The sequence below is a fragment of the Acinetobacter sp. Gutcm_16 genome, assembly GCF_028649355.1.
In the GTDB taxonomy this organism is placed as follows: domain Bacteria; phylum Pseudomonadota; class Gammaproteobacteria; order Pseudomonadales; family Moraxellaceae; genus Acinetobacter; species Acinetobacter johnsonii.
Window position 1 is genome coordinate 338696 of sequence record NZ_JAQSUV010000036.1, and the last position, 24733, is coordinate 363428.

24 protein-coding genes and 1 pseudogene are annotated in these 24733 nt (G+C 43.0%); 8 read left to right on the forward strand and 17 right to left on the reverse strand.

Going from position 1 to position 24733, the window contains the following annotated elements; all coding sequences use genetic code 11:
* Positions 1-285 precede the first annotated feature (285 nt).
* Positions 286-636 carry a Spx/MgsR family RNA polymerase-binding regulatory protein gene (locus tag PTT44_RS15165; protein WP_078388305.1) on the forward strand — a complete coding sequence of 117 codons (351 nt, stop codon included), beginning with the start codon at positions 286-288 and terminating at the stop codon, positions 634-636.
* Positions 637-684: 48 nt separating this feature from the next.
* On the opposite strand, the gene PTT44_RS15170 is transcribed toward PTT44_RS15165, so the two are convergent.
* Positions 685-1122, reverse strand: coding sequence for a DUF2147 domain-containing protein (locus tag PTT44_RS15170; protein WP_005401494.1), 438 nt, complete (start codon positions 1120-1122; stop codon positions 685-687).
* Between the two features lie 155 nt (positions 1123-1277).
* Here PTT44_RS15170 and PTT44_RS15175 point away from each other — a divergent pair, with 155 nt between their 5' ends.
* Positions 1278-2189, forward strand: a complete 912-nt coding sequence (locus tag PTT44_RS15175; RefSeq protein WP_062031922.1) for an alpha/beta hydrolase — start codon at positions 1278-1280, stop codon at positions 2187-2189.
* Between the two features lie 70 nt (positions 2190-2259).
* Here the strand turns inward: PTT44_RS15175 and PTT44_RS15180 are convergent, their stop codons facing one another.
* Positions 2260-2826, reverse strand: a complete 567-nt coding sequence (locus PTT44_RS15180; protein WP_039890677.1) for an FMN-dependent NADH-azoreductase — start codon at positions 2824-2826, stop codon at positions 2260-2262.
* 246 nt (positions 2827-3072) lie between these two features.
* Between PTT44_RS15180 and PTT44_RS15185 the strand changes: the two genes are divergently transcribed.
* A complete protein-coding gene (locus PTT44_RS15185; RefSeq protein ID WP_171527520.1) occupies positions 3073-4308 on the forward strand; it encodes a GGDEF domain-containing protein in 1236 nt (411 codons plus the stop codon).
* Here the strand turns inward: PTT44_RS15185 and PTT44_RS15190 are convergent.
* The 5 genes from PTT44_RS15190 to PTT44_RS15210 form a co-directional block, all read right to left on the reverse strand.
* The gene (locus PTT44_RS15190) at positions 4305-4943 is read right to left on the reverse strand and encodes a glutathione S-transferase family protein (protein WP_168158738.1); all 639 of its coding nucleotides are present in this window, start codon (positions 4941-4943) and stop codon (positions 4305-4307) included. The two genes, PTT44_RS15185 and PTT44_RS15190, sit on opposite strands and share 4 nt — an antisense overlap.
* 18 nt (positions 4944-4961) lie before the next feature.
* Positions 4962-6788, reverse strand: coding sequence for a protein-disulfide reductase DsbD (gene dsbD, locus PTT44_RS15195; RefSeq protein WP_168158739.1), 1827 nt, complete (start codon positions 6786-6788; stop codon positions 4962-4964).
* Positions 6789-6807: 19 nt separating this feature from the next.
* Entirely contained in the window at positions 6808-7578 is a 771-nt protein-coding gene (locus PTT44_RS15200) for a transporter (RefSeq protein ID WP_168158740.1), read from the reverse strand.
* 14 nt (positions 7579-7592) lie between these two features.
* Positions 7593-8135 carry a hypothetical protein gene (locus PTT44_RS15205; protein ID WP_004978318.1) on the reverse strand — a complete coding sequence of 181 codons (543 nt, stop codon included), beginning with the start codon at positions 8133-8135 and terminating at the stop codon, positions 7593-7595.
* 139 nt (positions 8136-8274) lie between these two features.
* On the reverse strand, positions 8275-8649 hold the full coding sequence (locus tag PTT44_RS15210) for an HPF/RaiA family ribosome-associated protein (protein WP_004691760.1): 375 nt from the start codon (positions 8647-8649) through the stop codon (positions 8275-8277).
* Between the two features lie 331 nt (positions 8650-8980).
* Here PTT44_RS15210 and PTT44_RS15215 point away from each other — a divergent pair.
* From PTT44_RS15215 to PTT44_RS15225, 3 genes and pseudogenes are all read left to right on the forward strand, one after another.
* Positions 8981-9187: pseudogene (locus PTT44_RS15215) on the forward strand (purine permease); the annotation flags it as partial.
* 153 nt (positions 9188-9340) lie between these two features.
* Positions 9341-10090 carry an outer membrane protein OmpK gene (locus PTT44_RS15220; RefSeq protein ID WP_168158741.1) on the forward strand — a complete coding sequence of 250 codons (750 nt, stop codon included), beginning with the start codon at positions 9341-9343 and terminating at the stop codon, positions 10088-10090.
* A gap of 49 nt (positions 10091-10139) precedes the next feature.
* Positions 10140-10694, forward strand: coding sequence for a GNAT family N-acetyltransferase (locus tag PTT44_RS15225; RefSeq protein ID WP_168158742.1), 555 nt, complete (start codon positions 10140-10142; stop codon positions 10692-10694).
* On the opposite strand, the gene PTT44_RS15230 is transcribed toward PTT44_RS15225, so the two are convergent.
* Complete coding sequence (locus PTT44_RS15230; RefSeq protein WP_148825309.1) at positions 10683-11189, reverse strand: DUF1877 family protein; 507 nt, start codon at positions 11187-11189, stop codon at positions 10683-10685. The genes PTT44_RS15225 and PTT44_RS15230 overlap by 12 nt on opposite strands.
* 355 nt (positions 11190-11544) lie before the next feature.
* Between PTT44_RS15230 and PTT44_RS15235 the strand changes: the two genes are divergently transcribed.
* Positions 11545-12252, forward strand: coding sequence for a phospholipase D family protein (locus PTT44_RS15235; protein ID WP_058870529.1), 708 nt, complete (start codon positions 11545-11547; stop codon positions 12250-12252).
* 78 nt (positions 12253-12330) lie between these two features.
* Here the strand turns inward: PTT44_RS15235 and urtE are convergent, their stop codons facing one another.
* The 7 genes from urtE to PTT44_RS15270 form a co-directional block, all read right to left on the reverse strand.
* On the reverse strand, positions 12331-13029 hold the full coding sequence (gene urtE / locus PTT44_RS15240) for an urea ABC transporter ATP-binding subunit UrtE (RefSeq protein WP_168158743.1): 699 nt from the start codon (positions 13027-13029) through the stop codon (positions 12331-12333).
* Positions 13030-13039: 10 nt separating this feature from the next.
* On the reverse strand, positions 13040-13858 hold the full coding sequence (gene urtD / locus PTT44_RS15245; RefSeq protein ID WP_168158744.1) for an urea ABC transporter ATP-binding protein UrtD: 819 nt from the start codon (positions 13856-13858) through the stop codon (positions 13040-13042).
* The gene (urtC, locus tag PTT44_RS15250; RefSeq protein ID WP_168158745.1) at positions 13855-14928 is read right to left on the reverse strand and encodes an urea ABC transporter permease subunit UrtC; all 1074 of its coding nucleotides are present in this window, start codon (positions 14926-14928) and stop codon (positions 13855-13857) included. The genes urtD and urtC overlap by 4 nt, the downstream gene beginning before the upstream one ends.
* Positions 14929-14932: 4 nt before the next feature.
* Positions 14933-16564: an urea ABC transporter permease subunit UrtB gene (gene urtB / locus PTT44_RS15255; protein ID WP_168158746.1), complete on the reverse strand. Its 1632-nt coding sequence runs from the start codon at positions 16562-16564 to the stop codon at positions 14933-14935.
* Positions 16565-16660: 96 nt separating this feature from the next.
* Complete coding sequence (urtA, locus tag PTT44_RS15260; protein WP_168158747.1) at positions 16661-17944, reverse strand: urea ABC transporter substrate-binding protein; 1284 nt, start codon at positions 17942-17944, stop codon at positions 16661-16663.
* Between the two features lie 376 nt (positions 17945-18320).
* On the reverse strand, positions 18321-20201 hold the full coding sequence (gene parE, locus PTT44_RS15265) for a DNA topoisomerase IV subunit B (protein ID WP_130235480.1): 1881 nt from the start codon (positions 20199-20201) through the stop codon (positions 18321-18323).
* Positions 20202-20215: 14 nt separating this feature from the next.
* Positions 20216-20791 (reverse strand): YqiA/YcfP family alpha/beta fold hydrolase, encoded by a 576-nt coding sequence (locus PTT44_RS15270; RefSeq protein ID WP_168158795.1) that lies wholly within the window; start codon positions 20789-20791, stop codon positions 20216-20218.
* Between the two features lie 240 nt (positions 20792-21031).
* On the opposite strand from PTT44_RS15270, the gene PTT44_RS15275 reads away from it, so the two are divergent.
* Entirely contained in the window at positions 21032-22363 is a 1332-nt protein-coding gene (locus PTT44_RS15275) for a PGAP1-like alpha/beta domain-containing protein (protein WP_062031880.1), read from the forward strand.
* Between the two features lie 57 nt (positions 22364-22420).
* Here PTT44_RS15275 and PTT44_RS15280 read toward each other — a convergent pair whose 3' ends face one another.
* Both PTT44_RS15280 and gshA read right to left on the reverse strand, forming a co-directional pair.
* Complete coding sequence (locus tag PTT44_RS15280; RefSeq protein WP_168158748.1) at positions 22421-22936, reverse strand: disulfide bond formation protein B; 516 nt, start codon at positions 22934-22936, stop codon at positions 22421-22423.
* A gap of 19 nt (positions 22937-22955) precedes the next feature.
* Positions 22956-24533, reverse strand: a complete 1578-nt coding sequence (gene gshA, locus PTT44_RS15285) for a glutamate--cysteine ligase (RefSeq protein WP_168158749.1) — start codon at positions 24531-24533, stop codon at positions 22956-22958.
* Between the last annotated feature and the right edge of the window lie 200 nt (positions 24534-24733).

Here is a 24733-nt window from a genome sequence, read left to right on the forward strand (position 1 = left end):
CGTAGGATGAAATTAAAACGAACTATGGAAATAGTTGGTTTTCAAGGATGTGACAATGGACGTTGTAATGAGACCCGCATGATCAGGATGATTAAATGCGGGTTTTCTCTTTTTTAGTCTCTGCCTTTTTTAATGCTTCTTCTTTTTAGATTCTATTTTTCTTTGATTTGATTCTAAATCGCTTTTATGACAAGACGATGACGCTTTAAGCTTAGATCGACACACTAGAGCTCCTCTGTTTTTTCCGTTACTCTAAACCCAGCTTAAAATTCAGAAGGGTTTTCCATGTTAAACGTGTATGGCATTAAAAATTGTAATTCAATGAAAAAAGCATTCGACCTACTGAATGAGTTAGGTTTAGCGTATGAGTTTCATGATTATAAAAAACAAGGCATTGATGCTGCGACTGTCAAAACATGGCTCGATCAGATTGGGGCAGATGTGGTCCTGAATAAAAAAGGTACCACTTGGCGTAAGTTGACTGAAACAGAACAAGACACTGCTTTAGCTTCAGAGCAAGGACTAATTGATGCCCTCACCACACATAACAGTCTCATTAAGCGTCCCGTAATTGCAACCCCGAAAGGTTTTATTGTGGGTTTCAATGAAGATGCAATTCGTGCCCTAAAAGCATAACAAAACAAAAAAGCCGAGCAATTGCTCGGCTTTTTTTGTTGGATGGGATTAGTTCGCGCGAATCCAAGTTTGGTTACGGCCTAATGCAGCCACGCCAATATAACCACGAAGCTCTAGTTTTTTACCACCAGCAGCAATGTTGCCTTTTAATTTATAGGTTTTACCAGTTTGCGGATCTAAAATTGATCCACCGTCATAGCTTGTACCACCCACATTTTTCAGACCATGTACAATCGTTAAACCTTTCAAAGATTTATTTTTATACGGGCCTTCACACTTGGTACATGCATTTTCTTCACCTGGCGTCAAAATACCTTGAATACTCGCAGTTAAAGTTCCATTTTTTTGCTCAGTGAATTTAACCAAGGCTTTCGCTTGTTTAGTTTTGTCATCAATCGTTTTCCAAACAGTGCCATTCAGCGGATCTGCTGCATGAGCTAGAGCGGTTAATCCTAGTACGCTTAACGCAAGTGCAATTTTTTTCATTTTTGTCATTTCCCTAGTCTAGTATAGACGACTATCATTATTAAAAAGTCACAACAATTTTTCAATTTTTCAATGTGACCAATTAGTGTAACCTTGTAAATTATGTTGGTAAATACACAAACTCAAGGTAAAACAAATAACAAAATGGAATAACTATGAAGATTGCCGATCCATGGAAACAAATCATTACAGAGCAGTTTTTAAAAACCACGATTCGAACCCCAAGTCGCTTTAGTCTCCCACCCAGTAGTCAGCGTTTTCTTCTTGAACAAATGTGTCGTGCATTTCCGCTCAATAAGTCGATCCAGATTCGTCCTCTACGTCTTGCAGGCCTGCGTGCGGAAGAGTTAAAACCTGAAACTGAAGCCACTCAGCTCATTTTGCATATTCATGGTGGAGCTTTCTTTTTAGGTTCAATGAATACCCACCGTGCGTTTGTCTCAGACCTTGCAGCCAGTACACAAATGCAAGTCATTCACCTTGACTATCCGTTGTCACCCGAACACCCCTATCCTGAAGCCATTGATGCGCTGTTTGATGTTTATCTGCTGTTATTGGAGCAAGGGATACAAGCCAAAGATATTATTTTATCGGGAGATTCATGTGGTGCAAATTTAGCGCTAGCCTTGGCGCTGCGCATTCGTGATGAGCAACGCCCTCAAGTCAGTGGGCTGATTCTGCTTTCGCCATTTTTGGATTTAAGCTTAACCAGTGAATCTATTCGCTATAACAGCAAGCTCGATGCACTGTTATCCATCGAAGCCCTTGAAACAGGCATCGACTATTATGTTCCAGAACAAATCGACCCCGCCGACCCACTTGTTTCACCTTTATTTGATGATTTAGCAGACCTCCCACCGACCCTTGTACAAGTCGGTTCGAAAGAAATTCTCTTGGACGATGCCCAGCGGTTTAGAGATAAAGCAACCAAGGCCGGCGTAGACGTAACATTTAAACTATACACAGGCATGTGGCATAACTTTCAAATGTTTAATGCATGGTTTCCAGAAGCTAAAATGGCATTGGATGATATCGCAACGTTTGCTCAAGCGCTCGACCAAGACTAGACACATCCTGCATAAAAAAAGGTCAGCTTAACGCTGACCAAATGAGGAATCATGGAACTACAGTTATTGTTTAAATCGCTTGCACCTGTGCTAAAGCTGCTGCAATGGCTTTATCTTTCAGCTCTGGCCCCATATTCACGCCTTCAGCACGAATGATTTCAACATCGGTCACACCGGTAAAATTAAAGACGGTTTTTAAGAAGCCTTCTTGGAAGTCAACAGGACTATTTTCACCATAGACACCACCGCGACTACTGGCAATATAGGCTTTCTTGTCACCAGCCAAACCGACCGGGCCATTTTCAGTATATTTGAAAGTACGACCTGCAACACTAATGCGGTCAATCCATGCTTTTAAAGTCGAAGTAATCCCGAAGTTATACATCGCTGCACCAATCACCACAACGTCCGCATCTAAGTACTGTTGAATAATACGTTCGCCCAGAGCCGATTGTTCTGCATTTTGACCCATTAAAATTTCTGCGTCTAAATGTGGAATCGGTTGCGTTGCCAAATCCAAATATTCAACCTCAACTTGCGCATGCTTTTCGCTGAGTTGCGAAACAATCGCTTGGCTCAACTGACGAGACACAGAAGCATCCGCCATAATACTTGAATCAATATGTAAAACTTTCATGGGATGTTCCAACATAATCTTTATTGAATAGTTGCATTTTAAAATAAGATTATCCTTAGAATAATAGGCCTATTCAAAACACTATGTTCTAAAAATAGAATGGTCTTTCCCTTCTGAGCTACATACTCAGTTCGTCACCTTTGATACCGTCTTTTTATAAGATTGTGATATGTTGAAAGCAATGTATAAGAAATCAATCACATTATTTAAAAAATAAAGCGGATATATCAAGGATGAAACGATTGAATGAGTTCATGGTTCTCAATATCTAAACAGCTAAGCAACAGCAAACTTTCTCATTATCTACTTGAAGAGGAAGTGATTATGAACTGGGATACCTTGAAAAAGTGTATTTTAATCCTTGTTCTCGGCTGTTGTGTCAATATGATCTGGTTAGTTTGGGAGACTTTTGTACTGTTCAACTCAGAATATTGGCATGTCGTTAATGTTCAGCTTTTGCGCCATAAATTGGTTATTAATTCCATTTTTTTCATCACGTTATTGGGTTTGATTTACCCTTGCTATGCCCTACAAAAACAAGCTTGGGTACAACGATTCCTCCCTTATATTGCGATTGGAATTTTAATCATCTCACTTTGCTATAACGGTTATATGATTGGGGTGTTTAGCCCTGTCACTATGGTGGTCTATATTTGTCTGATCGCTGTCGGTTTGGTATTGTTTGAGCGAAAGATCGTGTATGCGATGCTAATTCCTGCGACAGGCTTCTTAACCGTCTCAGGCTGCCTCAGTTTTATTGATGTGATTCCTTATGCTCCAATTTTTCAGATTGATGGCCAACTCTTTCTCAATGGGTTTTGGCTCCTATCGATGCTGTATTTCGTTATTCCCATTCTAATCACTTGTCTAATTTTATTTGAAATTTTACTTAGCCAATGGCGACATCGTGAACGACTCATTCAACATTTAAGTCAGATCGACCCACTAACCAATACATTTAACCGTCGTCGTATTAGCCAAAGTTTGGAGTATTTGCATCAGCAAGATCCGCAGAATCCCTATGCGGTTATCCTCTTAGATCTCGATCATTTTAAAAGCATCAATGACCAATTTGGACATCATATCGGAGATAACGTGCTCATCGCTGTGAGCCAACAATTAAATAACCAGATACAAGACCATGACCTAGTGGGGCGCTTTGGCGGAGAGGAGTTTATCCTTATTTTAAAACATGCTTCACTCTCTAAAGCCCATCAAATTGCGGAACGTTGTCGTTCAGCCATCGAGGCTTTAGTCATTAACAATGATGAAGGCCAATCTATCCATGTCACAGCTAGTTTTGGTATTGCACAATCTCACCATGGACTCAGACCTCAGCAAGTTTTGAGTCAAGCAGACAAAGCACTCTATGCCGCTAAAGCCAGTGGACGTAATCAAATCAAATGCTATTTAGAAATCAATCCCGGTGAACTCAAATATAGCGCTGCATGTGGTGACACACAGCACATTTCACCTAACTAAACGGCTTCTGCCCGTGCCGCGTCGACCCATTGTATGACCGCAGGATGCTGCATAATGTGTTGCATATACTGCTGGCTGCGCTCAGATACAGGTAGTGCATAACTCTTGAAACGCATCACTACAGGGGCATAGAAGGCATCGGCTATAGAAAAATCACCAAATAAAAAGGTATGCTCATCCGAACGCTGTGCCCAAATTTGTTCAATTCGTTCGACATCTGCTCTTAATTCAGCATGCTGCGCACACAAAGCTAGCCCCTCAGCTATGCTGTACTGCGCCTGAATATTCATGGGGCATAATTGGCGTAGTGCCATAAAACTACTGTGCATCTCACCACTGATACTCCGTGCTTCTGCTCTCAAATAGTCAAGCTTGGGCCACAGGGCTAAATCTGGATTTTGCTCGGCCAAATATTCACAGATGGCTAAAGAATCCCAAATTTTAAATTCACCCACATCCAATACGGGCACTTTAGCATTAGCATGAATGTGGGACAGTTGCTCTTTAAAACTGGGGTTTGTCGCATCAAAGCGAACCAGTACCTCTTCAAAATCCAGATCAAATGCAGTCAAGACCAACCACGCTCGCATCGACCAACTGGAGTAATTTTTATTGGCAATATATAAACGTTGCATCACCCTTCTCCCTCAGGTTTAAAAACGTTGTAATTGAGCTAAAAGTTCAGCCTCAGTAAATGCACCGGTTAAACGTAAACCACGAATTTCTTGTTGTGAGGCATCTAAGAATAAATAGGTCGGTGGTCCCAAAATATCCCACTGGTTTAAAAGCACTTGATGGGTTGCATCGTAATGGCTCAAATCCAATTTAATCAAATAATACGGCACAAGCGCTTGCTGTACCGTTGCAGACTTTAATATACGGTGTTCAATCGGCTGACAGGCGACACACCAATCAGCATAGACATCGATAATGATCTTTTGACCTTTTGGTGCTTGTGCCAAGAGCTGCTTAAACTCCGCTGCCGTCGCTGCCACATGCCAACGCGCAGATGCAGCCACTGGCGCTTCAAAGAAACGCTGACTCTGCTGATATTGGCTATAGGCAATGTACGTCCCGCCAATGACTAGAGCCACGATGTACAGCATACGCAACTGAGTTTTATGCCACATCAAACGATACAACACATAAATAATAAAGCTCAAGCCTAGCAGCAGACTCAGTGCTTGCATCCATGTTTCAGAAAGCAAAGGACGTACAAAATACAGCGCTAAAGCCAACATGATGAAAGCAAAGAATACCCGAACCTGATTCATCCACAGCCCAGCACGAGGCAATACCTTAGCACCCAGTACGCTTGCCACTAACAGCGGTGTACCCATACCAAACCCTAAGGTGAACAACAAAATGGCCCCTTGCCACTGGCTTTGTGTCTGTGAAATAAACAGTAAAGCGCCTGCCAAAGGCGCAGTCATACACGGTCCAACCAACAGCGCAGAGATCATGCCCATAATCGCAGCACTGATCAGGCTTCCACCCTTTTGCATAGACTGGATATGATCAAGTTTATTCACCACGGCTTGCGGCAGTTTAAGTTCAAACAAACCAAATAGATTGAGCGCGAATAAAACAAAAAGAATGCTAAAAGCAATCAGGGTGGATGGCTGTTGTAACCAACGCTGGAAGTTCAAACCTGCAGATGAGGCCACCAAGCCCAAAATGGCATAGACCATGGCCATACTGCACACAAAGACCAAGGCAATCATCCATGCTTTGAGGCCTTTGCTATCGCGAATAATTAATGAGGTTAAAATCGGCAACATCGGCAAAGAACACGGCGTAAACGCAAGTAATATCCCGAGGCCAAAGAACAGCAATAAACCATAAGCCAATGAGCTTTTGGCTAACTCTTCAGACCAAATTTGATCTTGCGCAGCCATCGCATCGGAAGCTGTTACGACGGGTTCAGCAGTGACCGTTGGATTGATCGGCTCAAATTGCGGATTCGACTGCGCGGCTAAATCTAACAGTCGTTTTGAGCCACCTGCTTGGTCTTGTAGACTGACCAAACCGTTGACATCGGTTTTAAACTCAATACTTTGCGGTGGGTAGCAAATGCGATCTTTGGCACAGCCTTGCCAAGTCACCTTATAAGTTTGTGAAGCCTGTGTGTCTAAGTCAAATTGCACTTGTTGATAATAAACTTGGGTGTGTCCATAGTTTTCATCATACAAATCATGCGCAGGCGGCAGCTCAAGCTTAAGGGGCTGACCCGCCTGCTGTACTTCAAATTTGTGCTGATACAGATAATACTGTTCAGGGATATTCCAGTGCAGTTGAGCGGTATGCTCAGTCGTGGATTCCACTGTAAATGGAAAAGCATCTTCAGCTGAAAGAAGTGGAGTTTCTGCATGAACGTTTAGGATACTGGCCCAGATACACAGATTGATGATCAATACTGACAGCGCCAGATACCACGTTTTGCCGCTCATCCCCTGTTTCAGATGAAGATGCTTTTTCATAATATGTTCTTTTTTCTAATTAAAATAAGTATGAAACGCCAAGGCCTGAATAATAACTTTTATCTGCACCATTTAAGTCGACACCAACACTTGCGTCCAACTGCATCCGATTATTCACCGCATACATGACACCTGTACCGAGCGCATATTCATTGTCTTGACTTTCTGCTTTACGATAAACCAATTCAGAAAAACCGCTGAGTTTATCGGTAAATTGATATTCTAAAGTCGGAATTGCAGAAATGGCCCAATCACTATTTTGCACTTCATAACGCATAGTGATGGATGTCGACACGAGGTCGCTATAATCGTATGCAACCACAGATGACAGACTATAAATATCATCTTCATTGGTGAAACCATCATTACCTGTGGCAATAATCGCTTCAGCCAGTACCGCCATACTCAAGCGTTCATCATCCAAAGGAATCGCCGCTTTCACACCCACACTGACATCCCCCAAACCATCTGTTTCAGACTTATTGCCTGCCACTTTCATTTGTTGCCAAGAGGGCCCAGCCCAACCCAATTGCAATTCGATGTTTTCAGCTAAACCTGTGCGCAATAACATATCTGCATTTAAGCTGGTGGTTTTGACTTTTTCACCATCAGCCGTGGTCGATTCAGCATAGTGCGCATTGGCCAAGCCCTGCTCCCAAGCCAACTGTCCCACAGGCGTAATCCCTGTCCCTATGCCCGAACCTGGGCGGTCAAAGGAAAAATCTGCAGCCATCGCATTCATACTGAACCCAGCGGCTACACATAAACCTAAATGTTTTAATTGCATCATGATGATCTCGCTGTTTAAGCTAATTCTTTTGTCATTTTTGCACCATGCTGACGAAGCAACTCTAAAGTTTGCTTTTCTTCAGCCAATGCTTCGGCCCAATTAATTTCGTCAAATTCACAATCAAAGAATAAATCGCTAATTGAAGATAAAATAGTTAAGCCATCTTCATCTTTGGTGTTTGGATCAACTTTTTCATCCAATAAACGTTTGACCGCGGGCGCACATGCAGCACTTGCAGCATCCCAAAGTGGGCCATAAATTTCTTCTGTATCCCACAAATGCAAGTTTGCTTTGCCATGAATCAGTTGTTCTAAAATGTCTAAATGTACCGCTAGAGTCTGTTGTTTTTCTTGTTCTGACAGCGGTGCGCCTGCTTCATACGCTTCGCAAATCGCTTCCCACCATTTGAATAAGCCATCTGACCAGACAGAAATCACAGGTCCTTTTTCAGGATCGATAAAATTGAGACTTAACCCATCGGTCAATAGACGTTGAACTTGTTGAAGATCTAATTCTTCAAGTGCTTGCACGAAAGCTTGTTGTTGCGCGGTTAACATGGAGATGACGCTCTTCAATTCAGTTTATTCTATTATGCCGAATAAACGGGACATTTGTTATCCGTAATGTTGGATAAAAGTGAGTGCCCAGCATTAAAAAAGCCCCTAATTGAGGGGCTTTTTTTAAATTCGGTGAGGTTTAATCTTCCTCATCATCAACTAGGCCATCATCCTGATCTGCATATACAGGTTGGCCAGCACGTGGTTTATCATTTTTTTCAAAGGTATGTTCTAAACTACGTTTAAGGCGATCGATCGCGCCATGAATCGCGGTATCGACATTATGACCTTTATGATTTACAACCACGGGTTTTAAACCTGCTGGACGCGCTTCAATCATACATTGAATGTCGTCATCTCCGCCTTTATGGCTATTGGCATCACTTAGATGCACTGAAAAATGAGTAATGCGCTCACTGTGACGTTGAAATTCTTGATTCAGCTCTTCGCGTATATAACTAATTAAACGGTCACTATTTTGAATGTTTTTATCTGTACGGATTTCTATGTTCATAAAATAACATCCTCTCTCTTTCTTTATTCGACTCTTTTTTTTGTACGAAGATTTTTATCTCTTGGCACACTTGTAACTTACTGTTTTAACAGTATTCGACCATCTTCAATTGCTTTGGAATGTAACCTCCATCGATTGAATGATGAACACTTTTGAGTCTGCAGATCTGTGTCCTTCTCCTTTGAATATCGGGCCTAACTGAAAATTATGCAAGTGATATTTTTAAAAAAATATGAAAAGGATACTTATTGTGACAAGCCCTTACTTGCATGGCTAAAAACAGATGGATTTGATTCCATCTTCTTACTATTCACGTGACCTCATTGGCTAGAATGAACAAAAAAATCTAATAATTATGACAACTTCAATTACGGCAGGAATGACTGCAAACATCGATCATTCATTCTTTGCAAACATCCCCAAATAAGTGCAAACCCTGTTCCATTCTAGGATTTTCCCGAGCTGTATCATGTCGATATTGCTAAATTTATTATTCAATCACCTAACATTTTTTCCAAGAAGGTCCATATCAAATTAAGTGTCATGCCTGAAAGGCAACATTAAACCATTTGGTAAAAAAAGTATAAAAAATGGCTCATTTTGATATCTATTTTCCATGACGTTCGTCAAATTTGGCTTTATTTTTGCTTAATAATCGGTATCCTGTATCCGATTTTTTGGGGAAATATTCATGAAACTGACTCAAATTGCTGCTTTCGTAGCATTATCTTCTGCTGCGGCAATTTCTCAAGCTGCGCCGATTTGGCAAGACTTTAGCATCACTGGTTTATATGGTGAAAACTATGCTCATCCTGTAAATATGGATGACAACAACCAGCAAACGACTGCAACTGTAGAATATACTGCTAAGTTAAAATATGGTGATTTTTTCGGCTTTGCTGACCGTGCTCACAATGACTTTGAAAACAGCACATATTTCGAGCTTTCTCCTCGTTTAAGCTTAAGCGCAGTGACAGGGACTAAATTAGAAGCTGGTCCGATCAAAGATATTTTAATTGCAGGAACATGGGAAGCGAACAGCTCTAACTACCCAGGTGCAGACTTCAATAACTACCTCTATGGTATTGGTTTTGATCTTGCTATTCCTTATTTCCAATATGCTCAGCTTAACTTCTACAAAGCAGACAATGAAAAAGGGATGACTGATGACTACCAAATGACTGCTGCCTACGGTATCCCAGTTAAACTTGGTTCAGAAGATTTTCTTATTGACGGCTTCCTTGACTGGTCAACAGGTGAAAATGCAAATCATGCAAGTGAGTTAAACTGGACAACTCAATGGAAATGGAATGTGGGTAAACACATTTCTCCAGATACACGTCTTTATGTGGGTGTTGAGCACTCAGTTTGGAACAACAAATACGCCATCAAAGGTTTAGACCAAAATGACGTAAGTGCATTAATCAAATACCACTTCTAATTCACTTTTGTGAATATCCAAAAGCAAGACTTCTGTCTTGCTTTTTTTTATGCAAAAGCAGCATGATAAAGCCCCCAACGCATACAACCTTGCCTTCATGTCTTTTCTCATTCGTCCAGCGACTGAACACGATCTGCCCGCGATCCAAAATATTTATAATGCAGAAGTCTTACATGGCATGGCCACTTGGAATGAACATGCCTATGATTTAGCGCATTTCCAAAAACAACTACTACACTTTCAACAAAACCAATTTCCATTTTGCGTGGTGGAAGACCAAGAAACGCAGGCCATTGCAGGCTTTGCAGACTATGCCACCTTCCGTAATTTTTCAGGCTATCGTTATACCGTTGAGCACTCGATTTATATTTCACCCAACTATGCCCGTCAGGGCTTAGGTCAACAGCTTTTAGCGTATTTGATTGAACAAGCAAAAATGCAGCACATGCATGTCATGGTTGCAGGGATTGACCATGCCAATCTAGCTTCAATTGCTTTACATGAAAAGTTTGGCTTTGTACAAACTGGCTATATGCCCCAAGTCGGACAAAAGTTTGGGCAATGGCGTGATCTGGTGTTGATGCAACTGCTGTTAAATCAGTGAGGTCGGGACTAAATTGTCACTGGTGACGCTGATCACGGCATATGTATGCTTGGCCGCATGTTCATAAAAGTTTCTGAGCTGAGCAAAGACTAAACTCAACTCGGCAAATTGCAATTCAATCGATTCGGTCTGGATGCCATGTTCCTGTTCTAAGCGTTTCAAACAATTGGTTTGCATATGCTTTTTAAAGTCTTCGATATCCAGTTTTTCTAAAGCTTCCTGGACTTCAACCACACGCACCGCGGTGTTATAACGTACCTCTGTAAGTTGTTTTTGGCGCTCTGCCAAGTGATGCTCGGCTTGTACACTCAAAGCCAGTAATGAAGTGCCAGACTTAAAACTGCCTTGTAATAAGGTCTGTAAGATTTTCCAGTTTTTACCTAAAAGCAGATGTGACTCGATGTGCTCCGAATTCAGCACATCGTCGACAGAAATAGATTCTAAAATCAACGTTTCCAAAGCATTGGGCGGAATACTTAATAATAATGTGTCCATATGGCTGCTCTTATTGTTGTTGCTTTGCATTAGCTTAACGCGTCTAAAAGCACACTGCTCAAACAATTTGTATGAGTAATTTTTCTTACAAAGTGAAAGACGACCAACCTTTCCTTCAAAACAAAAGGCCAACCAACACAGACTACAACTTACCACTCTTAGCAGATGTATATATTGAGACTCAAACAATCGAATCCCTCAAGGGAGTTTTCGGTTTTGATTGGATGAGGACAGAACATCATTGTGATATTTTTCAGCTTGATGAAAAAATTCAAATTACACGTCTAGATCATCCCTAACCAAGTATTTATGCGTTAATATCTCATTTAATTATTCAAAATAATCAGAGGGATAAATGGCAAAATTTTTAAATACGAGTGGTACTAATTTTTTTCTTGAAGAACTCATCAAAAATGCCAAAGAACGCCTCATTTTAATTAGTCCTTATCTACGTTTAAATGACCGAATCAAAGAACTTTTAGAAGATAAAGATCGCCTAAAAATTGATATCCGTATTGTTTATGGAAAAAGTGATTTACACCCAGACGAAATTAAATGGATGCAAAAATTGGATTATGTTCGCGTTAGCTTTTGCAAAAACTTACATGCAAAATGCTATATCAATGAAAGTGAATGTATTATTTCAAGTCTAAACCTTTATGAGTTCAGCCAAGTCAATAACAATGAAATGGGAATCTTAGTCCGTAAGTATGAAGATAATGAAGTCTTCAAAGATGCTTATGAGGAAGCTCAACGGATTATCCGTATTAGTGATGAAGTACGTATTACTCTAGATGAAGTAAAAGCTGAAGCTTCTCCAGTTTCAGAGATGAAAGAAAGCGAAGAAGAAATAATTTTTACCAAATTAACAACTGCAAAACTCGCAGCAAAAGTTGGAATTAAAACCCCAGACTTATTAGAAAAATTAGTCAATAAAGGCTATTTAAACCTTACAGAAAATGGAAAACATTTTCTTACCGATTCGGGAAAAGCTATTGGTGGTGAGTTCCGAACTGGTCAGTATGGTATTTATTTTTTATGGGATGAAAATACTGAGATTTAAAAACAATAAATCCCTCCAAACCTCCCTTTTAAAAGGGAGGCTTCCCCTCTCCCAAAAGGAGTGGGAAGAAGTGAAGAATTAAATCGCTACCAATTCTCGAATACCTTTTGCAGGCATTTCATAACCTGCACCTTGCGCAATCACTTGTCCACGGGCCATGACGGTATATGCATCGGCCAGCTCCTCGGCAAAATCATAAAACTGCTCGACCAAAACCACCGCCATGTCGCCGCCATCCGCCAGTTTACGAATCACTCGGCCAATGTCTTTGATAATAGAAGGTTGAATGCCTTCTGTAGGCTCATCCAAAATTAACACCCGAGGCTCTGATGCTAAAGCACGCGCAATCGCCAGTTGCTGCTGCTGCCCCCCTGATAAATCCCCGCCGCGGCGGTGCTTCATTTCATCTAAAATTGGGAAAATTTCATACAAATGCTCAGGCACTTTTCGAGTTTTCGCCCCCTTAAACTTGGCCATGCCAATCAGGATATTTTCTTCAACGGTTAAGGTTGAAAAAATATCACGGCCTTGCGGCACATAAGCCAAACCCGCACACACGCGTTGCTCGGGGCTCATTTTTGAGATGTCCTGACCATCAAGTAAAATCTGTCCGGACTTAATCGGTAAAATCCCCATTAAACATTTCAGTAAGGTGGTTTTCCCAACGCCATTCCGCCCAAGCACCACGGAGCACTCTCCCACAGGTGCTTGAAATGAAACATCTCTTAAAATATGACTGCCACCGTAAAACTGATTGACGTCTTTGACTTCTAACATGGTCGGCTCCTTAACGTCCTAAATATTTCTCAATCACATCCTCATTGGCCTGTACCTCAGCCAATGTACCTTCGGCTAAGATCGCCCCTTGAGCCAGTACCGTCACTTTTTCACTGATGGTGTCGATAAAACTCATGTCATGTTCAACCACCACCAAGGTGTGATTTTTCTTCAACTCTAAACATAGCTCAGCGGTTCGTTCCGTTTCGGCATCGGTCATACCGGCCACAGGTTCATCGAGTAGGATCAGCTTAGGACGTTGCATAAGCAACATACCGATTTCCAACCATTGCTTTTGTCCATGTGACAACAGCCCCGCAGGTTTGTGTACCCATTCTTCTAGGCGAATTTGCGCTAAGGATTCGTCCAAAGCCAGCTGTGCATCTGGATCTAGTTTGCAAAAAAAGCTTTTCTTCACCCGCTTATCTTTTGGTGCAGCTAGTAGTAGGTTTTCCATCACTGTAAAGTTTTCAAATACCGTTGGTTTTTGAAATTTACGGCCAATGCCTGCTTCCGCAATTTGCTCGGTACTCATCTTGGCCAAATCATAGTTTTGCCCAAAAAAGGCGGAGCCTTCGGTCGGTCGGGTTTTGCCCGTAATCACATCCATTAGTGTGGTTTTACCTGCCCCATTGGGCCCAATGATGCAGCGTAGCTCCCCCTCTTGGATGTATAGCGATAAATCATTTAAGGCACGAAAAGCATCAAACCAAACACTAACTTTTTCCAAGTACAGTGCAATCCCATGACTGAAGTCGGCGCCTTGTTCTTTGGGACGTCCATAGCCGTCTGAAGCATGGCCACCATGAGGTTGTATTAGCTCACTCATTCGCTACGCTCCTTTTTAAAACGGTCAAACAGACCAATGACACCTTTGGGTAAAAAAATGGTGACCACAATAAATAGAGCACCCAAGATCAATAACCATGCTTCTGGATAAGCCACGGTGAAATAGGTTTTCACGCCATTAATTAACCCTGCACCCAAAATTGGGCCAATCAAGGTGCCACGCCCACCTGCAGCCACCCATACCGCCATTTCAATCGAATTGACAGGGTTCATTTCACTCGGGTTAATAATGCCAGCCTGAGGCACATACAAAGCTCCTGCGATACCTGCAATCACTGCGGACAGTACCCATGCAGAAAGCTTGTACCACAGCGTACGATAGCCCAAGTACTGCAAGCGGTTTTCACTGTCCCGAATCGCCCCCAGCACACGACCGTAGGGTTTATTCATGAGATGACGCAACCCCACAAAGCAAAGCATCAACACCAAAGCCGTTAAAGAACATAAGGTGGCACGCATGGGCGCAGACGTGATGTCCATGCCTAAAATAGTCTTAAAGCCAGTAAATCCATTGTTTCCGCCAAAACCTGTTTCATTGCGGAAAAATAACAGTGCCGCAGCAAATGTCATGGCCTGCGTAATAATCGAGAAATACACGCCTTTAATTTTGGAGCGAAAGGCAAAGAAACCAAAGATGAAGGCCACCACACCAGGAACCAACACCACCAAAGCCAAAGCCCATAAGAAATGATTGCTGCCCACCCAATACCACGGCAGTTCAGTCCAACTTAAAAACCGCATAAAGTCAGGCAGGCTGTCACCCGCTGTCTGACGCATCAGATACATGCCGAAGGCATAACCACCAAGGGCAAAGTACAAGCCATGGCCTAGGCTTAAAATGCCTGCATAACCCCAAACCAAGTCCAGCGCCAAAGCCACCAGAGCCAAACACATGATTTTGCCAATCAAGGTGACCCAATACGCAGAGAGATGAAAGGCAGAATCTGCCGGTAGCAAATGTAACCAAGGCAGGATCAACATCACCGTAAAGCAGACCGCAATAGCGAACGCACTATAAGGTTTATCGGAAAATAAAGAAGTGATTTTCATGCGTTTACTCCACAAAACGGCCTTTGATGGCAAACAAACCTTGTGGACGTTTTTGAATAAACAAAATCACAAGAACCAGTAGAATAATTTTTGCAAGAACAGCCCCCATCCCAATTTCAAGGACCGTACCGCTGATCCCTAAACCAAGTGCTGCCAGTACCGCCCCCCAAACTTGCCCGACACCACCTACCACAACAACCAAGAAAGCATCGATAATATAATTCTGACCCAAATCAGGCCCAACATTACCCACTTGCGCTAAGGCACAGCCCGCTAGACCAGCCAGCCCAGAACCCAGCCCAAAGGCCAACATATCGATACGGCTAGAGCGAATACCAACAGCACGTGCCATTTGACGGTTTTGTGTCACGGCACGAACAAACAGACCAAAGCGAGTTTTATTAAGCAGGTAAACCAACAGCAGTAGCACCGCAACCGTAAACACAATAATGGCAATCCGGTTATACGGCAGCATTAAACTTGGGCTTAAGGCAATCCCACCCGATAACCAAGAAATATTCGAGACTTCAACGTTTTGCGCGCCAAAAATCATCCGCACCAATTGCATCAAAATCAGACTGACCCCAAAAGTGGCCAACAAGGTTTCAAGCTGACGACCGTACAGTGGACGAATCACCGTCCGTTCAATCAACATGCCAATTAAGGCGCTCACCAAAAAGGCTGCAGGAATAGCAGCAATTAAATACCAATCGACATAACTGCCTACATAAGTCTTAAACAGGCTTTGCACCACATAGGTGGTATAAGCCCCAATCATAATCAACTCACCATGCGCCATATTAATCACACCAAGCAGACCATAAGTGATGGCCAACCCGAGTGCTGCTAGCAGTAAAATGCTGGCTGTACTGAAACCTGAAAACACATGCCCTGCCCATTCACTGGCTTGGATGCGGGTTTTAATCTGACTTTTGGCATCCGCCAAAACAGCTTTGAGTTCTGGGTTCAAGTTTGATTGAATTAAAGCTTGCTCAACCAGTGCCAGCACCTCGGGACGGTTGGAATCGGTAAGGACTTTAGCAGCCTGAATTTGGACTAAAACATCTGGACTTTCAAAGTCGAGGCGCGCTTTGAGCTGTGCCAAGCGCTGTTTAACTTTATTATTTTGTTCATACAGATAGAGCTGATTAATCTGCGCAACATTCAGTTCAGACAGATTATTTTCTAAAATATCAATGGCTGCTAAACGTTGGGCAGATTCTTCAGATTCTAATTTGGCCTGTGCCTGCCCAAAATTTAAGGCTTTACGTAAAGTGTTGACCAAAGTCACCTGAGACAAATCCCCCGGCCAAGTTTCAATTACTTGCTCATCGGGATAACGTAATAATTTTTCATTATTTTTTAAAATATACGTCGTGCCTACACTGTCCCGATACAGCTCATCACTGTCGATCAGTGCCACCAATCGATCAAATTCTTCAATCGTCCCCGGCCATTGGTTGAGCATGGCGCGGCGCTCAGCAAACTCAGCTTTGACAAAACGTTGAATCGTATCATTCGATGCTGATACGCTTTGGGTCTGAGCAGAAAGTTGAGCCTCTTCAGCCCAAATACTGCTACTCACGAGCTGTGCCATTGCGCACAGCAGTGCGGCACAAAAAAATTTAAGATTCATAATATGACTTCCTTAAGCTTGTTTAAAACACCCCACATCGGGATGTGCTTACTGAAAAGCCCACAGCGATCGCAGCAGGCTCAACGCTTAAGAAAATTATTTAGGAATGTACGGACTCCAAGGTTCCGCCTTAATCACATTTGGTGTTTTATAGACCACATCAAACTGACCATCACCACGGATTTCACCAATCATCACAGGTTTTTGTAGATGATGATTTTCAGCATCCATTTTTAAGTTATAGCCTGAAGGTGCTTTGAATTCTTGACCAGCCATCGCAACGCGAACTTTATCAACATCGGTACTGCCTGCTTTTTCAACCGCTTGCTTCCACATATTGATGCCCACATAAGTAGCTTCCATCGGGTCATTGGTCACGATTTTGTCAGCATTCGGCAGCTTATACTGCACCGCATACTGCTTCATTTTATTCACAAATTCGGTGTTAGTCGGGTTTTTCACCGACATGAAATAGTTCCAAGCAGCCAAATGTCCAACCAATGGTTTGGTATCAATACCACGGAGTTCTTCTTCGCCCACAGAGAAGGCCATGACAGGAATATCTGAAGCTTTAATGCCTTGGTTACCCAGCTCTCGATAGAACGGTACGTTAGAATCGCCATTGATTGTTGAAATGACCGCGGTTTTCTTACCCGCAGCAAATTTCTTCACATTACCGACAATGGTTTGATAGTTACTATGACCGAAGGGAGTGTACTCTTCCATGATGTCCGCATCGGCCACACCTTTGGACTTCAAAAACGCACGTAAAATTTTATTGGTGGTGCGTGGGTAGACATAGTCCGTACCGAGTAGAACAAAGCGCTCTGCTTTACCGCCCTCTTCGCTCATCAAATATTCCACCGCAGGAATCGCCTGTTGGTTCGGTGCGGCGCCTGTATAGAAAATATTTTTCGACTGTTCCTGCCCCTCATACTGCACTGGATAGAACAATAAACCATTCAACTCTTCTACCACAGGTAACACTGACTTACGTGATACCGATGTCCATGAACCAAAAATCACCGCGACTTTATCTTGGGTAATGAGTTGTCGTGCTTTTTCAGCAAATAAAGGCCAATCAGATGCTGGATCGACCACTACAGGTTCTAATTTTTTACCCAGCACCCCACCATTGGCATTAATTTCATTGATAGTCATCAAGGCCGTATCTTTGAGTGAGGTTTCAGAAATTGCCATGGTGCCTGATAGCGAGTGCAAAATTCCGACTTTGATGGTGTCACCGCTGCTCACTGCCGCTGTTGGCTCAGACGTTGCTGTTTCCGCTTTCTCCGCAGGTTTTGAACAACCTGTCAAAGCAATAGTCCCCATCATTGCAGTTGCAAGGAATGTTTTAGTGAGTAATTTTTGTTGGAACATCTTGATTTTCTCCAAACTTGAAACTTAGGGTGCATTTTGCAATGCATGATTGTTATTCGCGCTATGAGTGCCAATTCAATTTCTATGCCAAGCAGGGTTTTATGATGTGAAAATCATTGTAAAAATTTTAATTATTTCAATATTTATCAATTATTTATTAATTTTTAAATGCACTGTATTTTAGGTAGATTTGCGCTCAAATGGCTACTTTTCTGCATACAAACTTGTATACATCATGTGTTCCAAATCAATTCATTTCGCCTAATTCAGTCGATTGATCTGGAAAATTGTGCACAGATTAGGCGCAATTTTATTGCTCATCTGCGCAGCAAAAAGCCCGCAATGTGCGGGCTTTTTATTTTATCCTTAGCGGTACTTAAACCACCAATTCGGCCAAGTTACCTTTCTGCTCTAACCATTCTTTACGGTCACTGGAGCGTTTTTTTGCCAGTAATTTGTCCAATAAACCTGCGGTGAAGTGACTATCATCCAAATCTAACTGCACCAAACGGCGGGTGTTTGGATCCAGTGTTGTTTCACGCAGTTGACTGGCATTCATTTCACCTAAACCTTTAAATCGAGTAATTTGTGGGTTCTTGGTTTTGCATTTTTTCAACATGCTTTCGAGCTCGTCATCGTCCAAGGCATAGTGCACATCTTTTGCATCATCAATTCGATACAGCGGTGGCATCGCCACATACAGATGTCCCTCTTCAACCAAGATCGGAAAATGTTTCACAAACAAAGCACACAGCAGCGTCGCAATGTGTAGACCATCCGAGTCAGCATCGGCCAAAATACAGATCTTGCCATAACGTAATTCGGATAAATCATCCGACCCCGGATCGACCCCGATCGCAATGGCAATGTTATGCACTTCTTGCGAAGCCAAGACTTCATCAGAAGAGACTTCCCAAGTATTTAAGATTTTCCCACGAATAGGCATGATCGCTTGGAAGTTTTTATCACGCGCCTGCTTGGCTGAACCACCCGCAGAATCCCCTTCCACAATGAACAGTTCAGACTCTTCTAAGGTATGTCCAACGCAGTCTGACAGTTTGCCGGGTAACGTCGGCCCTGCCACAATTTTCTTCCGTTCAACCTTTTTCGCAGCTTTCAGACGACGACCTGCTTTCGAGATCGCCATTTCCGCCAACTGCATGGCAATATCGGAGTTTTGGTTCAACCACAGTGCAAAAGCATCTTTGGCAATGTTCTGGACAATGCCCGATGCTTCACGGCTAGATAAACGCTCTTTGGTTTGGCCTGAAAACTGTGGCTCTTGGAACTTCAACGACAAAATATAGTTCACACCATCCCAAACATCTTCAGCCGACAGCTTCATATTGCGTGGCAGCAAATTACGCAGTTCACAAAACTCACGCATCGCATCGGTCACACCTGAACGTAGGCCATTTACATGAGTTCCGCCTTGCGCCGTTGGAATCAAGTTCACATAGCTTTCTTGGACCAACTCGCCGCCATCGACATTCCAACAAATGGCAAATTCCGCACTGGCACGCTCAGCATCTCCTGTTGCCACAAAGGCTGGATGAGGCAGAATCTCACGATCTTCAATTTCATCCATCAAATAATCGACGAGGCCATTTTCAAACTGCCAAACGATTTTTTCGTCATTGATTTGGTCGACGTAATTGATTTGTAAACCTGCCGCCAAAACGGCTTTGGCTTTTAAGTTGTGCTTCAGCGCTTTCAGGGCAAATTTCGGTGAATCAAAATATTTGGCTTCAGGCCAAAAGTGAACGGTGGTCCCTGTGGCACGCTTCGGAGCTTTGCCTTCTAGCACCGTCAAGGGCGCAGTCGGTTCACCCTGCTCAAACGCCATTTGGTAAAGGTTGCCTTGACGCTGAACTTCTACTTCGACTCGGCTAGATAAGGCATTTACCACAGAAATACCTACGCCATGCAAACCACCTGAGAACTGGTAGTTGTCGGTACTGAATTTACCACCAGCATGTAGCTTGGTCAGGATGATCTCGATCCCGCTTTGACCGTATTCGGGGTGAATATCGACAGGCATACCGCGACCATTGTCTTCGACTGAGAGTGAACCATCTTTATAAACAGTGACGGTAATTTTATTGGCATGACCGGCCAGTGCCTCATCGACTGCATTATCAATAACCTCTTGCGCCAAATGGTTTGGGCGTGTGGTATCGGTATACATGCCGGGACGACGACGTACCGGATCTAAACCAGATAATACTTCAAGCGATTGAGCCGTATATTGAGACACGTTGTACTGTTTCCTTATTTTAAGCAGTCCGATAAAAACTGTAATGCCATCGGTATTTTGTCTGCGAAATCTTCCATCGCATGATTGCCTTGCGTTTCCGAGATCACGAGCGCTGCGCCATTATAATAGCGCTGTGCTTCACGATAATCCAAAACTTCATCGCCTTGTTGCAATAACACTAAAATTTTGTCTGCATCTTGCACAAATGGCAGTTCAATCTGTTCTAAATAGTCCAATTGCGCATCATCGAGCGTCCAATGTTCATTGACTTTATAGGGCAGTTGCGTCGCACCAAATAGATCTCGGAACAAATGCCATGGTTGCATAGCCGGATTGATCAGCACAGCCGGTACTGCCAACTTCGCGACCAGTTGTGTCGCATAAAACCCGCCTAAACTACTGCCCACCAGCACCACCTGATCCAACTCCTGAATCAAGGCGGCCAATTTTTCTAAGGCCAAATGTGGCGGCATGTTCAAGTCTGGCAAACGCACATGCCACTGTGGACGAGATTCGCAATAGCGTTTCAGCAATTGACCTTTAATCGATAAAGAACTGCTTTGAAAGCCATGTAAATAAATAATATTCATGCTGTACATTTACTCTTCTACATCATTTTTATTGAGCTCAAAAGAGATGGCTTCAGCCGACTGTATTATTTTGTATGGATATAAAAATTGTCAGACAAAAAAATAAGGTCATCTGTGTATTCATCGCTATTGTAAAAGTTGTTCGAGATGAATTAGATAAGCTAGAGTGCTAAGAATTTATACCGTGATCGTTGAAAAAAATAAAGTCCCTTTGGACACAGAAACACAAGGGTAGAAAAAATGCCAAGTTTAACGCCTCTGCACGAGACCTATTGTAAATGGGATCGTACTCCTCCCAGCCAAGCCGACCTGCTTGAAGGGATTGCTCAGTTGGTGACAACCCGCTTAGGCGATGTCGTCCACGATTTAATTCAGGCCATTCAGCGTGAAATTTTAATCAGTTTATTTGGAATGAATGAAACCAGTTCCAAGAAGTTTCTGTCGACACGGTCAATTGAAAAAATTTACCAATTTTCCTTCAATACCTTGCAAAACTACGGTAGCTATTTATTGGCGCCAAGTTTGCGTCATATCATTGAAAAATTTCCAAATTTGCATCGCAAACCCTTAACCCCAACCATGCATTATTTAGTCGGTGCAATCAACGGCGTTTTGGGCGACTATTTACTGAAATATCACAACCCTGTGGCACTACCGATGGTGTTTTATGATCATTATGGTGCCATCCAGCAAGGCGAGTTGTCTGGTCGCGTGGTGATTATGGTCCATGGTCTATGCATGAACCATTTGTACTGGAGCACGGCGCGTTATGGCGGTATAGGGGAAAAACTGCTGGCGCAACGTGCACAAAATACCATGCTATATCTCAACTACAACACGGGTCGTCGTATTTCAGCCAATGGGCGTAGCTTTGCCAACTCACTACAAGACTTACTCAACCGCAACCCACGAATTAGCTCGATTGATCTGATTGGACACAGTATGGGTGGACTGGTTTCGCGCAGTGCGCTGTTCTACGGCAAACAAAATATGCAAAGCTGGATTCATGTGGTGGAAAACATGGTCTGTATTGGTTCTCCGCATCATGGTGCGGCTTTAGAACGTTTTGGCTTTCATTTGCAGGACAAACTGGGACGTTTCCCTTTTGTCAAAATTATTGGGCATATCGTCAACATTCGCAGCAACGGTATTTTAGACTTACGTCATGGCAGTGTGCGGGACGATGACTGGGAACATAATGAAGCGCGTATTGGTCATGTTGATGACAACCGTAAGCCAGCCCCTTTGCCCTCCCATATCAATACCTTCTTAGTGGCAGGTACCATTGAGTTTGAACATCGCAAATATCGTGCGCTCAATGTGATTGGGGATTACTTGGTCAGTGTGAAAAGTGCCTTAGGCGAGCATATGAATCCGCGCTTTCAACTGAAAGTCCCCGATTCACATAAAGCCATTTTCTACGGCTTAAACCATTTTGAGCTACACACCCATGCCAGTGTTGCCGAACAAATCGTAAATTGGTTCTATCCAAATCCAACCGAAACGGAATATGGTCAAGTGCATGAATACATGATCGGGTTGGATGACTTAGAGGGCATTGCGCTCACCTAGGCCCCCCTCATTCACCTCATAAAAAAGCCAACATGACGTTGGCTTTTTTTATCTTTATTATTTTTTCTGTGCGTGGCTTGGATATTTACGCAACAGTTGCCACAGACTAATCAACGCCAGTGCCACAAAAAACACCAAAGACCACACAGGTAAAGACTGACCTAAGAAAGTCCAATCTACCAGTGCACATTCACCTGAACCTGTTAAGACTTGCTCAAACACAGCACGCAGCGGCAACGTGTCTAACCAATAATCCAAGCCTGGGCCACAGCTCGGCACTTGATCAGGCGGTAAGCTCTGTAACCACACGTGACGTGCTGCCACACCTGCGGACCATAAGATCGAGAGGCTGCCTAAAAATGCATAAACGCGTTTAAAACCATTCGATGCTGGGTTATGCAAAAAGGCAATCAGCGAAATAATCCCCAGTCCAATCAGCCCCACACGTTGGAACACGCAGAGTGGGCATGGGTTTAACTGTAGCGGGCCGTGCTCTAAATACAAGGCAAAGGCCATCCCGATGATACTGGCTAGAACCAAAACACCACTCACGAAGCGATAACTCCATTGCATGGTCAATCCTCTTAGTTTTTTATCTAAATTGTGCAAGGTACTGTTCAAAACTCAGTTGACTGTCTTGCTCTAATTGCTGTTGTTGTTGCAGTGATTGCGTAGCTAAATCGTCAAAATAAGCCCATGTCTCTGCACTCAACTGATGACGCTCATAACTCGATGCATGTTGTGCAGCCATTTGGCTACCAAAGCCCCATGTCCCACCCGCTTCCAGAGTATCTTCGATCATCTGCGCCGACAAAGTATCATCAACTTCAGCAACTCTCTGTTGCATGACTGTCATCGCTTTACTATACAGTGTGGTGTCATAGCACTGATCTAACAATACAACCAGTTCTTGCATAGCCTCTAAATGAGACTGACTCCATTCTTCAATCGGGAATGACTGCTCACCTACAGCAATTGCAGCATTCGGTGCGCGACCACGATTGACCACTTCCGCTTGGTTTTTCTCGATTTGATCTTGCTCTTCAGCTAATAAATCTGGACTATCCAACAGTAAGCAATACAGCGCCAACACTTCTAAGAAACCTGCGGTATCTTCATTGATCCCAATTGGGCTATATGGGTTCACATCCACCGCACGCAGTTCTACATAACCGACACCACGATTGCTCAGCGCTTGTGATGGCGTTTCACCTGCTTGCGGTACTTGCTTTGGACGTACCAAACTGTAGTACTCATTTTCAATTTGCAAGACATGATCATTAATCTGAATCGGTTCGCCCTGCGCATCGTTGAGGCCTAAGCGACTAAACGGCGCATAAGCGGTTTTGACTGCCTTTTGTAGGCCTTCGAGATAACCATCGATATTGTTGTAATGAATCCCGAGCTGCTTTTGTGCTGAGTTTTGATAACCAAAACGTCCCATGCGCAAAGCAGTTGCATAGGGTAAATACAAGGTCCCGCGCAGCAATGGCAACAGATGATGTTCACGCCCTGTCATAAAACACTGGCAGACCGATGGGCTTGCCCCGACCAAAAACATGACCAACGGCGTAAGGCGAATAAAATTGCGGATCAATCCAAAATAGCGGTGACTACGATAGTCTTGTGCAGATAAGGCTTTTAGTGCCTCATCTGTTTCATGTTGTTGTAATTGTTCAAACAGTTGATCTGGAAAAGATAAGTTATAGTGTAAACCTGAAATGGTTTGCATACGGCGACCATAACGTACCCCTAAACCATGACGGTACAAGGTCTTGAACTTCCCGATATTTGAGCTGCCATATTGGGCTAAGCGAATTTTATCGTCATTGTCATCCAACATACATGGCATCGACAGCGGCCAGAGCTTTTCACCATGTTCCAAATGACGATGCGCCACACTATGAATGTCTTTTAAATAATGCAACGCCTCCGTAATGCTGGGCTGGGGTGGTGTAATAAATTCTAATAAAGCTTCCGAATAATCCGTCGTAATATGCGGATGAGTCAGCGCTGAACCCAAAGCTTGCGGATGATCGGCTTGTGATAAAAAGCCATCACTTTGCATGCGCAAACTTTCGCGCTCAATCCCGCGTAACATCCCTTGCAAAAGTGATGAATTGACCCAAGTCGGTAACACAGCTGTAGATTTAGATGCGGGTTGACCCATTACAATCTCACTTTTTGGAAGAAACAATTACAACGACGAATAAAATAAAATCATCAGTTTATATCAGTATAACGTGATTTTAATTCGGCACATTACACCCAGTCCTATTTTCAAGTAAACCATCTGTTCTATTTTTTCGGAAAATATTTATCACAAAGTTACGCTATTAGACATGTCAAAAGTGTGATTGTATTGAAGAA